Source organism: Arthrobacter sp. 08Y14 (assembly GCF_002929455.1).
GTDB lineage: Bacteria > Actinomycetota > Actinomycetes > Actinomycetales > Micrococcaceae > Arthrobacter_B > Arthrobacter_B sunyaminii.
Genome location: NZ_PJIX01000001.1, coordinates 412,535 through 424,408, shown reverse-complemented (window position 1 = coordinate 424,408; position 11,874 = coordinate 412,535). Strand labels below are relative to the sequence as shown.

The following is an 11,874-nucleotide window of genomic DNA, read 5'->3' as shown; positions in this document are numbered from 1 at the left end:
TGTGGGACTGGGTCAGCTGGTGCCGGTTGCTCAGTGGGGGAGTATTGCGGTGCTGGCTTTGCTGCCCCTGGCCTACTTCCAAATTGCAGGCAGCGGGACTCAGCGCCATGTTGTGGCACTCTCCTTGGCGCTGCTCCTGAGCGTGTCCCTGGCGGCTTTTCGAAAGGACCGGAACGGCAACGCCCTGTACGCCGGCGTCTATGCCCTGGGACTGCTCCCCGTTGTGCTGGCACCTGTTATCGAGTTCAGCAGCGGGGGAGTCCTGGGCAAGGGCACCGGAGCCGCCGAGTCGCCAATCTCCGTGGCAGCTGCCTGCGTGGCCCTCCTGGTGCTTGGGGCAGCAGCGCTCTTTGGCGAGTGCCGGAAAGAGGCTGGGCGAAACGTCCGCAACCCCTTCCTTGTTGCGGCCGGCGGTTATCCCGTTCTGGTGCTGGCACTGGCCGTCTGGGAGGGACAGACGTTGTTTGACGGATTGGCCCTGTTGCTTCTGGCCGCAGGGTTTCACGGTGTTTCTTTCACCCGTAAGCTTCCGTGGCTCGCTGCTGCAGCATCGGCGGGGGTCCTGGCTGCTTCGTTCCTGCTTTACGGATGGATCAGCCGTGACATTCTGGAGATCGCGTTCCTGCCAGGCTCCGCGCAGTTGTGGCCGGGTTTTTCAGCTGCCGTGGCGCTGTACGCGGTACGGACTGTGTGCTCCGTTCTGCCACAGAATCCCGACGCCGTGCTGCGGCAGCGCATTTTAGGTTCCAGTGCGTCTCTCATCGCCGCGGGCGCAGGAGTCGCGGCCATGTCCACGGACAACGCCTCAGCGCTTTACGGTTCCGTGGTCCTGATCTGTGCTCTGGCGGCAGCAGTCCTGGAAGTACCGGCCGAGCGGCGGGAGGACGCTGGGGAAGCCGGTGCCCTCGTGGGCGCACTGGCACTGCAGCGCATCATCTGGTTCTTCGTTGAAGACACCGGCTGGTTCTGGGCACTGCAATTCTGGGTGGTGTTTCTGGCAGCGCTTGCCGTCTACGAGTTCTACCGCCGCCGCAGCGCGCGGGGAGCAGCTGTCCTGTCAGCCTCCGCGGCGCTGCTGTCCGCTACCGGTTTGACCACGGTAGTCAGCGGGAACGCCGGCGAGCAGGTGTGGGCACTGGTGGCGCATGCTGGCCTGCTGGCATTCGGCGTCCTCGCCAGCCGGCGGCTGTTCACGGTTTGGGGCGCCGCCGGGGTTGCCCTTGCCGTGCTCTGGTATCTGCGCGGCTACACGTTCCTGCTGCTTGCGCTCCTGGCCGCAGCCCTCATTGCCCTGGCTGTCTGGAGGCTGAACCGGGTGCGTTCGGACTCAGCAGGAGAAACCGCATCCTAGAGGCTTGCCCGCATCTGGTTTAGGATCGACAAATGGAACTACTGATCATCCTTGCCGTTGTTGTGGCTGTCGCAGGCGCCGTCGTGTGGGGTCGGCGGACCTTCCGCCGTGAACTCGACCGCGGCAAGCGCATCCGCCGTTCCAACCGCAGGCCCTGAGCCTGGTTTTCCGTGGGCCCCGGCCTGCGCTAAACTGGGGAACGTTGACTTGTTATAGGCCGCTGAACGTAGCGGCCGTTCTGCTTGGCAGCGGAACGCCGATTGGCGGATTCTGCGCTGTTCTGGCAGACTAGAGAAGTTGTTCAAGCGCTTTTGTGCCCGCATGCGCCCGTCCGGTCCGAATGGATCGGCCCCAAGCGTGTGATGAGATTGCGTCCCGGTCAGGATAATGCCTGATGCAGGGGCGGATCCTTTAGGGGAAAAGCCCATATATAACCCGCCCCCATTCTTGCCAGGGCGTCGCAGATGCAACATCCGCGACACGCCCGAGCGCGGGGGTCGGAGCCTCGGCAGGGTGAGGAACCCGGATTTATCCGGATTCAGTCTGTTGGAGGAGTGCCAGGCCGTAAAGGCAGCTAGGTACAAAAACTGTACAGAGAGCAATACTCGAAGAAAGAGGCACGACGCCATGGCGGGACAAAAAATCCGCATCCGGCTGAAGTCGTATGACCACGAGGTCATCGACGTATCAGCACGGAAGATCGTTGAGACGGTCACGCGTGCAGGCGCAACGGTAGTAGGCCCCGTGCCGCTGCCCACGGAAAAGAACGTGTACTGCGTTATCCGTTCGCCGCACAAGTACAAGGACAGCCGCGAGCACTTTGAAATGCGCACGCACAAGCGTCTGATCGACATCATTGACCCCACGCCTAAGGCCGTTGACTCGCTGATGCGTCTTGACCTGCCTGCAGACGTGAACATCGAAATCAAGCTGTAGGGGGGGAGCAGATACATATGTCTACTTCACTTACACGCCAGGTCAAGGGCCTTCTGGGCACCAAGCTGGGCATGACTCAGGTCTGGGACGAGAACAACAAGCTCATCCCCGTGACCGTTGTCCAGGCTGACTCAAACGTTGTTACGCAGCTGCGCAACGCGGATAAGGACGGCTACACCGCCGTTCAGATCGGCTACGGCCAGATCGACCCGCGCAAGGTGACCAAGCCGCTGGCCGGCCACTTTGAAAAGGCAGGCGTCACGCCTCGCCGCCACGTTGTTGAACTGCGCACCGCAGACGCCGACACCTACGAGCTGGGCCAGGAACTCTCTGTTGAGATTTTCGAAGCCGGCCAGAAGGTCGACGTCACCGGAACCTCCAAGGGCAAGGGCTTCGCCGGTGTTATGAAGCGTCACGGCTTCCACGGCGTCGGTGCCTCCCACGGTGCACACAAGAACCACCGTAAGCCCGGTTCCATCGGTGGCGCATCCACCCCGGGCCGCGTCTTCAAGGGCGTTCGGATGGCAGGCCGCATGGGCGCCGTCCGCCACACCACGATGAACCTCACGGTTCACGGTGTGGACGCCGAGAAGTCGCTCCTGCTGATCAAGGGTGCCATTCCCGGCGCCCGCGGCCAGGTCGTCCTCGTACGCACCGCCGTGAAGGGAGCTTAGTCTCATGGCTAACGAAACCACTGTTGAATTCCCCGCAGCACTCTTCGACGTTCAGACGAACGTTCCGCTTCTGCACCAGGTTGTAGTTGCTCAGCTTGCAGCTGCCCGCCAGGGTACGCACAAGACGAAGACCCGCGCAGAGGTCTCCGGTGCAGGCCGCAAGCCGTTCAAGCAGAAGGGTACCGGCCGCGCCCGTCAGGGTTCCATCCGTGCTCCTCACATGACCGGTGGTGGCGTGGTTCACGGACCGACGCCCCGCGACTACAGCCAGCGCACCCCCAAGAAGATGATTGCCGCCGCACTCCGCGGTGCACTCTCGGACCGGGCACGCAACGGCCGCATCCACGTGCTGGAAACCCTGGTAGCCGGCGAAACGCCGTCCACCAAGGCTGCTCGTGAGTCCCTGCGTTCGCTGACCGAACGCAAGAACATGCTCGTTGTTATCGAGCGCGCCAACGACGTTGCTGCACTGTCCGTGCGCAACCTCACCGATGTTCACGTGATCTATGTAGATCAGCTGAACACGTATGACGTGCTGGTTGCCGACGACGTGGTCTTCACCAAGGCTGCCTACGACGAGTTCGTCGGCAAGAACACTGTCAAGGAGGACGCCAAATGAGCGCGACCACCGCTAAGGACCCTCGCGACGTAGTGCTTGCACCCGTCGTTTCGGAAAAGAGCTACGGCCTGATCGACGAAGGTAAGTACACCTTCCTGGTCGACCCCCGCTCCAACAAGACCGAGATCAAGCTGGCCGTGGAGAAAATCTTCTCCGTCAAGGTCGACTCGATCAACACCATCAACCGTGCCGGTAAGCGCAAGCGGACCAAGTTCGGATGGGGACAGCGCAAGAACACCAAGCGCGCCATTGTCACCCTGAAGGACGGCACAATCGACATCTTCGGCGGTCCGCTCAGCTAGGGCGGAGACCACTTTAACGAGGAATAAATAATGGGAATCCGTAAATACAAGCCGACTACACCGGGCCGTCGCGGCTCGAGCGTAGCCGACTTCACCGAAATCACGCGGTCGACGCCGGAAAAGTCGTTGGTACGCCCGCTGCCCAAAAAGGGCGGCCGTAACAACACCGGTAAGATCACGACCAGGCACAAGGGTGGTGGGCACAAGCGTCAGTACCGTCTGATCGACTTCCGCCGCCACGACAAGGACGGCGTCGACGCTCGCGTTGCCGAGATCGAATACGATCCGAACCGTACCGCCCGCATTGCGCTGCTGCACTACGTTGATGGCACCAAGCGTTACATCATTGCTCCGAACAAGCTCAAGCAGGGCGACCACGTAGAGGCCGGCGCCGGCGCTGATATCAAGCCCGGCAACAACCTGCCCCTGCGCAACATCCCCGTGGGTACCACCATCCACGCAGTTGAACTGCGTCCGGGCGGCGGTGCCAAGATGGCCCGCTCCGCCGGTGCATCGGTTCAGCTTGTTGCCAAGGAAGGCCGCTTCGCCCAGCTGCGTCTGCCTTCCGGCGAAATCCGTAACGTCGACGCCCGTTGCCGCGCAACGGTCGGCGAGGTCGGCAACGCCGAGCAGTCCAACATCAACTGGGGTAAGGCCGGCCGTATGCGCTGGAAGGGCGTACGCCCGACCGTCCGCGGTGTCGCCATGAACCCGGTCGACCACCCGCACGGTGGTGGTGAAGGTAAGACCTCCGGTGGACGCCACCCGGTCAACCCGAACGGTAAGCGCGAAGGCCGCACACGCCGCCCCAATAAAGAGAGCGACAACCTCATTGTGCGTCGCCGTCGTTCCGGCAAGAACAAGCGATAGGAGCCTGGAAACATGCCACGCAGCCTGAAGAAAGGCCCCTTCGTCGACCAGCACCTGTTCCTTAAGGTAGCGGCCGAAAACGAAAAGGGCACCAAGAACGTCATCAAGACGTGGTCCCGTCGTTCGATGATCATCCCCGACATGCTCGGGCACACGATCGCCGTACACGACGGACGTAAGCACATTCCGGTGTTTGTCACCGAGTCGATGGTCGGGCACAAGCTCGGCGAATTCGCTCTGACGCGGACATTCCGCGGCCATGTGAAGGACGACCGCAAGGGCAAGCGCCGCTAGGCGCTGCTCTTTCGGCAGAAGACGAGAGAAGGAAAGCAATGGAAGCCAAGGCAATTGCGCGTCATATCCGCGTAACGCCTATGAAGGCCCGGCGCGTCGTCAACCTTGTTCGTGGCAAGCAAGCGAATGAGGCTCTGGCAATTCTGAAGTTTGCCCCCCAGGCAGCTTCGGAGCCGGTATTCAAGGTAGTTCAGTCGGCCATGGCCAACGCACGTGTCCTCGCGGACCGTGACGGTGTGGCCTTCGATGAGGGTGACCTCTTCATCAGCGAAGCATTCGTTGACGAAGGGCCCACCATGAAGCGGTTCCAGCCCCGTGCACAGGGCCGCGCGTACCGCATCAACAAGCGGACCAGCCACGTCACTGTGGTTGTCGCAACCCCCAAAATCGAGGAGGAACGCTAAGTGGGACAGAAGGTTAACCCGCACGGGTTCCGACTCGGCATTACCACTGACCATGTATCGCACTGGTTTGCTGACAGCAACAAGCCGGGCCAGCGCTACAAGGACTTCGTCCGCGAGGACATCAAGATCCGTCAGCTGATGTCCACCGGCATGGACCGCGCCGGCATCGCCAAGGTTGAGATCGAGCGCACCCGTGACCGTGTCCGCGTGGATATCCACACGGCTCGTCCGGGCATCGTTATCGGTCGCCGCGGCGCCGAAGCAGACCGCATCCGCGGCGAGCTGGAGAAGCTCACGGGCAAGCAGGTTCAGCTGAACATCCTCGAGGTCAAGAACCCCGAGATGGAAGCACAGCTTGTTGCCCAGGGCGTTGCTGAGCAGCTCTCTTCCCGCGTGGCTTTCCGCCGTGCAATGAAGAAGGCTATCCAGTCCGCACAGCGTGCAGGTGCAAAGGGTATCCGTATCCAGTGCTCCGGCCGTCTGGGCGGCGCTGAAATGAGCCGTTCGGAGTTCTACCGCGAAGGCCGTGTGCCCCTGCACACCCTCCGCGCGCAGATCGACTACGGCTTCTTCGAAGCCAAGACCACCTTCGGCCGTATCGGTGTGAAGGTTTGGATCTACAAGGGTGACGTTACCGCCAAGGAACTGGCTGCACAGCAGGCTGCTGCACCGTCCCGCGGACGTTCCAGCGACCGTCCGGGCCGCGGCCCGGCCGATCGCGGAGACCGTGGCGGCGACCGCCGTCGTCGTCCCGAGCGTGCCGACAAGGCCGCCGCGCCTGCTGCTGCAGAGGCTCCGGCCGCTGAGGCAGCCGCTCCCGCAGCAGAAGGAGGACAGGCTTAAATGCTTATCCCACGTCGAGTCAAGTTCCGCAAGCAGCACCACCCGGGTCGTTCCGGCGCTGCTACCGGCGGCACCGCAGTCAGCTTTGGCGAGTGGGGTATCCAGGCTCTGACGCCTGCATACGTCACCAACCGTCAGATCGAAGCTGCACGTATTGCCATGACGCGCCACATCAAGCGCGGCGGTAAGGTCTGGATCAACATCTACCCTGACCGTCCGCTGACGAAGAAGCCGGCCGAAACCCGCATGGGTTCCGGTAAGGGTTCTCCGGAGTGGTGGGTTGCAAACGTGAAGCCGGGTCGGGTTCTCTTCGAGATCTCCGGTGTTAATGAAGAGGTAGCTCGTGAGGCACTGCGCCTGGCGATCCATAAGCTGCCGTTGAAGGCACGCATTGTGCGTCGCGAGGGTGGTGAATAGAAATGGCAATTGGTTCAAAGGAACTGGCATCGAAGCAGCTTGACGGCTTCGATAAGGACCGTCTCGTCGAGGAACTTCGCAAGGCCAAGGAAGAGCTGTTCAACCTCCGCTTCCAGTCCGCAACCGGCCAGCTGGAAAGCCACGGCCGTCTGCGCGTAGTGAAGCGCGACATTGCACGCATCTACACCGTGCTGCGTGAGCGCGAACTGGGGATTCGTCCCGAGGTTGTTGCTCCCGTTGAGGAAGCAGCTCCTGAAAAGGCAGCGAAGAAGTCCAAGAAGAAGGCTACTGAGTCTGAAGCTGAAGCCAAGGTCGCTGAGGATGATGCCAAATGAGTGAAAACAAGAATGAGGCAGCAGTGACAACTGACGCAAACGGCGCCGATGCCCGCGGGTACCGGAAGACCGCACGCGGCTACGTGGTTTCGGACAAGATGGATAAGACCATCGTTGTCCAGGTTGAAGACCGCGTGAAGCACGCCCTGTACGGCAAGGTGCTTCGCCGCACTTCGAAGCTCAAGGCCCACGACGAGCAGAATGCTGCCGGCGTTGGAGACCTCGTGCTGGTCTCGGAAACCCGGCCGCTCTCCGCTACGAAGCGGTGGCGCCTGGTCGAGATCCTCGAAAAGGCCAAGTAACAAAGAAGTACATCCGGCCGGCCGCCGGTGAGCTGATCCTCTCGGGATGAGCTCACCGGCAACCGCCATCCGGCGACAGGGCCCCGGCCGCGTTATCATCCGATTTCGCATCCGGGGCCCTTTCGCGGTAAACTTGAAATCTTGTCTGTGCGGTGCGGAAGTGTGTCCAGTTTTGGATTGAGCATCCTCACCGCCGTATGAGACAAAAGCCCGATAATCTTGTTCGGCACTTTGCCGCGGCCAGCCGCGGTTCGCCCCTGGCGGGGAAGTGCTGAGTACCAGTATTACGGGGTCCACCCATATCCGTTCCGCAAGGCTCAGTTTGAGAACCGGCGCGACGACAGGAGTAATAAGTGATTCAGCAGGAGTCGCGACTGAAGGTCGCCGACAACACGGGTGCCAAGGAAATCTTGACCATCCGCGTTCTCGGTGGATCCGGCCGTCGCTACGCAGGCATTGGCGACACCATTGTTGCCACCGTCAAGGATGCAATTCCCGGCGGCAACGTCAAGAAGGGCGATGTGGTCAAGGCCGTCATCGTTCGTACCAAGAAGGAACGCCGCCGCCAGGACGGTTCCTACATCAAGTTCGATGAGAACGCTGCAGTGATCTTGAAGAATGACGGAGACCCCCGCGGTACCCGCATCTTCGGCCCGGTCGGCCGCGAACTTCGCGACAAGAAGTTCATGAAGATCATTTCGCTGGCTCCGGAGGTGCTGTAGTCCATGGCAAAAATCAAAAAGGGTGACCTGGTTCAGGTCATCACCGGTGCAAAGGCTGAACGCGGCGGCGACCGCGGCAAGCAGGGCAAGGTTCTGAAGGTTTACACCGACACCAACCGCGTTCTGGTTGAAGGAATCAACACTGTCAAGAAGCACACCAAGGTTGGACAGTCCTCCAAGGGCTCCAAGACCGGTGGCATCGAAACCGTTGAGGCTCCCATCCACGTTTCCAACGTCGCAGTCGTTGACCCGGAAACGAAGAAGCCGACCCGCGTTGGCTACCGCCAGGAAATCGTCGAAAAAGACGGCCGTGAGCGCACTGTGCGTATCCGCGTCGCCAAGGGCTCTGGGAAGGACCTCTAATGACTGAGACTGTCACCAAGACCGTCCCCCGTCTGAAGACCCGCTACGCAGCGGAGATCAAGCAGACCCTGCAGGACGAATTCAACTACGCAAACGTCAACCAGGTTCCCCGCCTCGTCAAGGTGGTTGTGAACATGGGTGTTGGAGATGCCGCCAAGGACTCCAAGCTCATTGACGGCGCAGTCAAGGACCTGACCCAGATCACGGGTCAGAAGCCGCAGGTTACGAAGGCCCGCAAGTCCATCGCACAGTTCAAGCTGCGCGAAGGCATGCCCATCGGCTGCCACGCAACTCTGCGTGGAGACCGCATGTGGGAATTCGTGGACCGCCTGGTTACCCTCGCCCTGCCGCGTATCCGCGACTTCCGCGGCCTGAACGGCAAGCAGTTCGACGGCAACGGCAACTACACGTTCGGCCTGACCGAACAGTCGATGTTCCACGAAATCGATCAGGACAAGATCGACCGCGTACGCGGCATGGACATCACCGTGGTTACCACTGCAAAGACCGATGACGAGGGACGCGCGCTGCTGAAGGCGCTCGGCTTCCCGTTCAAATCCGAAGATTAATTACTACGTAACAGGTCCGACGGACTCCCGGCCAGGTGCGCCTGAGCCGGAATTCCGCAGGAAACCGTTACGAGGGAGGGCAAGAGCCCAATGACAATGACAGATCCTGTCGCAGACATGCTTACGCGTCTGCGCAATGCAAACTCGGCATACCACGATTCCGTGTCCATGCCTTACAGCAAGCTCAAGGCACGCGTTGCTGACATCCTGAAGGCCGAGGGCTACATTGCCGGCTGGAAGGAAGAAGAGGCCGTCGTCGGCAAGAAGCTGACCCTTGATCTCAAATTCGGTCCGAACCGCGAGCGTTCCATCGCCGGCGTGCGTCGTATCTCCAAGCCCGGTCTGCGCGTATACGCAAAGTCCACCAACCTGCCGCGTGTTCTCGGTGGTCTGGGAATCGCAATCCTGTCGACGTCGTCAGGTCTCCTGACCGACCGCCAGGCCGCCAAGAAGGGTGTAGGTGGGGAAGTCCTCGCCTACGTCTGGTAGCAGGGAAGGGAAAGAAAAATGTCACGTATTGGACGTCTGCCCATCTCGGTTCCTGCCGGAGTTGAAATTTCCGTTGACGGCAACCTTGTCTCCGTCAAGGGTGCCAAGGGCGAGCTGAGCCACACTGTGCCCAGCCCGATCACTGTCACGCTCGAAGACAACACCATCACCGTTGCCCGCCCGAACGACGAGCGCGAATCCCGTTCCCTTCACGGCCTGACCCGCACCCTGATCAGCAACATGATCACCGGTGTGACCGAAGGCTACAAGAAGGACCTGGAAATCGTTGGTACCGGTTACCGCGTAGTGGCCAAGGGTTCGGACCTCGAGTTCGCCCTGGGCTACAGCCACCCGGTTCCGGTCACGGCACCCGAGGGCATCACGCTTACCGTCGTGGGCCCCACGAAGGTCACAGTGTCCGGCATCGACAAGCAGCAGGTGGGCGAGGTTTCGGCCAACATCCGCAAGCTGCGCAAGCCCGATCCCTACAAGGGCAAGGGTATTCGTTATGCCGGCGAGATTGTCCGCCGCAAGGTCGGAAAGGCTGGTAAGTAACCATGGCCATCAGCATTAACAAGAAGCGTAATTCCAAGAGCAAGTCGGCTGCGCGCAGCCGCCGCCAGCTGCGCATCCGCAAGCGGATCTCCGGTACCGCGGCTCGTCCGCGCCTGGTGGTCAACCGCTCGGCCCGCCACGTATTCGTCCAGGTTGTCGATGACACCCGCGGCGTAACCGTTGCATCGGCTTCCACCATGGAAGCTGACCTGCGCGCACTGGAGGGCGACAAGACTGCCAAGTCCAAGCGCGTTGGCGAGCTCGTTGCCGAGCGTGCCAAGGCTGCCGGCGTTGAAGCCGTTGTCTTCGACCGCGGTGGCAACCGCTACCACGGCCGTATCGCGGCCGTTGCAGACGGCGCACGCGAAGGTGGGCTGTCACTGTGACCGAGGCTAACAAGGAAAAGGAAAATCAGGTGACTGAAGCTACAGCTGCTGAGGCAACTGAGACCAAGGACGCCGCCGCTCCCGCCACTGACGACCGCCGCGGCGGACGCAAGGGCGAGCAGCGCTCCGACCGTGGAGGCCGCGGCGAACGCGGTGGCCGCGGCGGCCGCGACGGCGGACGCAACGATGAGAAGGACAAGTTCATTGAACGCGTCGTGACCATCAACCGCGTCGCCAAGGTTGTCAAGGGTGGTCGTCGCTTCAGCTTCACCGCCCTCGTTGTTGTCGGAGACGGCAACGGCATGGTTGGTGTCGGCTACGGCAAGGCCAAGGAAGTTCCCTCCGCAATCGCGAAGGCCGTTGAAGAAGCCAAGAAGACTTTCTTCCGCGTCCCGCGTATCGGTGGAACCATCCCGCACCTGGTCCAGGGTGAAGCTGCTGCAGGCGTTGTCCTGCTGCGTCCGGCTTCCCCGGGTACCGGTGTTATCGCCGGTGGTCCGGTCCGCGCCATTCTCGAATGCGCCGGTATCCATGACGTACTGTCCAAGTCGCTCGGGTCCTCCAACGCCATCAACATCGTGCACGCCACGGTTGATGCGCTGAAGCGCCTCGAAGAGCCTCAGGCAGTGGCAGCCCGCCGCGGCCTGCCGCTGGACGAGGTTGTGCCGGCTGCGATGCTCCGCAACATGCAGAAGGCAGGTGCCTGATGACTACTCCGAAGAACGTTGCCGTCAGCACGGCAACACTGAAGATTACTCAGATTAAGTCCACCATCGGTGGTAAGCAGAATCAGAAGGACACGCTGCGCTCATTGGGCCTGCGGCACATCGGTGCTACCACCGTTCGTACTGCAGACGCCGTGACCGTTGGCATGATCAACACGGTTCCGCACCTCGTGAAGGTTGAGGAGGCGAATTAACATGGCCGAAGAAAACAACAACGAGCACGCGCTCAAGGTTCACCACCTGCGTCCGGCACCCGGTGCCAAGACGGCCAAGACCCGTGTTGGCCGCGGTGAAGGTTCCAAGGGTAAGACCGCAGGCCGCGGTATGAAGGGCACCAAGGCCCGTTACCAGGTCAAGGCCGGTTTCGCTGGCGGGCAGCTGCCGCTGCACATGCGCCTGCCGAAGCTGCGCGGCTTCAAGAACCCGTTCCGGGTTGAGTTCCAGGTGGTAAACCTGGACAAGATCTCGGAGCTGTTCCCCGAAGGCGGCGAGGTCACTGTTGCTGATCTGGTTGCCAAGGGCGCCGTTCGCAAGAACCAGCCCGTCAAGGTCCTGGGCTCCGGCGACATCACCGTCAAGGTGAATGTCACGGCAGATGCCTTCTCCGCCAGTGCGGCTGAGAAGATTGCCGCTGCAGGCGGATCGACCACGGCGCTCTAAGCACTGTGTCTGATTCGTGCAATGACTTCGGGCGGCCGGGAGACCGGCCCCCGGCAGT

Annotated in this window: 21 protein-coding genes and 1 pseudogene; all 22 read left to right on the top strand. The window is 61.5% G+C overall.

The window, feature by feature from the left end:
* Positions 1-1,351, top strand: a pseudogene (locus tag CXR03_RS18220) (hypothetical protein); the annotation flags it as partial.
* A gap of 32 nt (positions 1,352-1,383) precedes the next feature.
* Positions 1,384-1,509 (top strand): hypothetical protein, encoded by a 126-nt coding sequence (locus CXR03_RS18540; protein WP_258059862.1) that lies wholly within the window; start codon positions 1,384-1,386, stop codon positions 1,507-1,509.
* Positions 1,510-1,978: 469 nt separating this feature from the next.
* On the top strand, positions 1,979-2,287 hold the full coding sequence (gene rpsJ / locus CXR03_RS01965; RefSeq protein WP_003803825.1) for a 30S ribosomal protein S10: 309 nt from the start codon (positions 1,979-1,981) through the stop codon (positions 2,285-2,287).
* Positions 2,288-2,304: 17 nt separating this feature from the next.
* Positions 2,305-2,961, top strand: a complete 657-nt coding sequence (gene rplC, locus CXR03_RS01960) for a 50S ribosomal protein L3 (protein WP_104052738.1) — start codon at positions 2,305-2,307, stop codon at positions 2,959-2,961.
* A 4-nt stretch (positions 2,962-2,965) separates the two neighbouring features.
* A complete protein-coding gene (gene rplD, locus CXR03_RS01955; RefSeq protein WP_104052737.1) occupies positions 2,966-3,580 on the top strand; it encodes a 50S ribosomal protein L4 in 615 nt (204 codons plus the stop codon).
* Positions 3,577-3,882, top strand: coding sequence for a 50S ribosomal protein L23 (rplW, locus tag CXR03_RS01950; protein WP_104052736.1), 306 nt, complete (start codon positions 3,577-3,579; stop codon positions 3,880-3,882). The genes rplD and rplW overlap by 4 nt, the downstream gene beginning before the upstream one ends.
* Before the next feature lie 30 nt (positions 3,883-3,912).
* The gene (rplB, locus tag CXR03_RS01945; RefSeq protein WP_104052735.1) at positions 3,913-4,752 is read left to right on the top strand and encodes a 50S ribosomal protein L2; all 840 of its coding nucleotides are present in this window, start codon (positions 3,913-3,915) and stop codon (positions 4,750-4,752) included.
* Between the two features lie 12 nt (positions 4,753-4,764).
* The gene (rpsS, locus tag CXR03_RS01940; RefSeq protein WP_104052734.1) at positions 4,765-5,046 is read left to right on the top strand and encodes a 30S ribosomal protein S19; all 282 of its coding nucleotides are present in this window, start codon (positions 4,765-4,767) and stop codon (positions 5,044-5,046) included.
* A gap of 38 nt (positions 5,047-5,084) precedes the next feature.
* Complete coding sequence (rplV, locus tag CXR03_RS01935; protein ID WP_104052733.1) at positions 5,085-5,450, top strand: 50S ribosomal protein L22; 366 nt, start codon at positions 5,085-5,087, stop codon at positions 5,448-5,450.
* A complete protein-coding gene (gene rpsC, locus CXR03_RS01930; protein WP_104052732.1) occupies positions 5,451-6,293 on the top strand; it encodes a 30S ribosomal protein S3 in 843 nt (280 codons plus the stop codon).
* Positions 6,294-6,710 (top strand): 50S ribosomal protein L16, encoded by a 417-nt coding sequence (gene rplP / locus CXR03_RS01925; RefSeq protein WP_104052731.1) that lies wholly within the window; start codon positions 6,294-6,296, stop codon positions 6,708-6,710. It abuts the gene before it with no gap.
* 2 nt (positions 6,711-6,712) lie between these two features.
* Entirely contained in the window at positions 6,713-7,045 is a 333-nt protein-coding gene (rpmC, locus tag CXR03_RS01920) for a 50S ribosomal protein L29 (protein WP_104052730.1), read from the top strand.
* Positions 7,042-7,347, top strand: coding sequence for a 30S ribosomal protein S17 (gene rpsQ, locus CXR03_RS01915; protein WP_104052729.1), 306 nt, complete (start codon positions 7,042-7,044; stop codon positions 7,345-7,347). Before rpmC ends, rpsQ begins: the two co-directional genes overlap by 4 nt.
* Before the next feature lie 353 nt (positions 7,348-7,700).
* The gene (gene rplN, locus CXR03_RS01910; RefSeq protein ID WP_055239356.1) at positions 7,701-8,069 is read left to right on the top strand and encodes a 50S ribosomal protein L14; all 369 of its coding nucleotides are present in this window, start codon (positions 7,701-7,703) and stop codon (positions 8,067-8,069) included.
* A gap of 3 nt (positions 8,070-8,072) precedes the next feature.
* The gene (gene rplX, locus CXR03_RS01905; RefSeq protein ID WP_104101592.1) at positions 8,073-8,432 is read left to right on the top strand and encodes a 50S ribosomal protein L24; all 360 of its coding nucleotides are present in this window, start codon (positions 8,073-8,075) and stop codon (positions 8,430-8,432) included.
* Positions 8,432-9,001 (top strand): 50S ribosomal protein L5, encoded by a 570-nt coding sequence (rplE, locus tag CXR03_RS01900; RefSeq protein WP_104101591.1) that lies wholly within the window; start codon positions 8,432-8,434, stop codon positions 8,999-9,001. Before rplX ends, rplE begins: the two co-directional genes overlap by 1 nt.
* A 90-nt stretch (positions 9,002-9,091) precedes the next feature.
* Positions 9,092-9,490, top strand: coding sequence for a 30S ribosomal protein S8 (rpsH, locus tag CXR03_RS01895; protein WP_104052725.1), 399 nt, complete (start codon positions 9,092-9,094; stop codon positions 9,488-9,490).
* An 18-nt stretch (positions 9,491-9,508) separates the two neighbouring features.
* Complete coding sequence (rplF, locus tag CXR03_RS01890; RefSeq protein ID WP_104052724.1) at positions 9,509-10,045, top strand: 50S ribosomal protein L6; 537 nt, start codon at positions 9,509-9,511, stop codon at positions 10,043-10,045.
* Between the two features lie 2 nt (positions 10,046-10,047).
* Complete coding sequence (gene rplR / locus CXR03_RS01885; protein WP_104101589.1) at positions 10,048-10,431, top strand: 50S ribosomal protein L18; 384 nt, start codon at positions 10,048-10,050, stop codon at positions 10,429-10,431.
* Positions 10,432-10,460: 29 nt separating this feature from the next.
* The gene (gene rpsE, locus CXR03_RS01880) at positions 10,461-11,138 is read left to right on the top strand and encodes a 30S ribosomal protein S5 (RefSeq protein ID WP_181032224.1); all 678 of its coding nucleotides are present in this window, start codon (positions 10,461-10,463) and stop codon (positions 11,136-11,138) included.
* Positions 11,138-11,350 (top strand): 50S ribosomal protein L30, encoded by a 213-nt coding sequence (gene rpmD / locus CXR03_RS01875; RefSeq protein WP_104052721.1) that lies wholly within the window; start codon positions 11,138-11,140, stop codon positions 11,348-11,350. Before rpsE ends, rpmD begins: the two co-directional genes overlap by 1 nt.
* A gap of 1 nt (position 11,351) precedes the next feature.
* Entirely contained in the window at positions 11,352-11,816 is a 465-nt protein-coding gene (rplO, locus tag CXR03_RS01870; protein WP_104101587.1) for a 50S ribosomal protein L15, read from the top strand.
* Positions 11,817-11,874 lie beyond the last annotated feature (58 nt).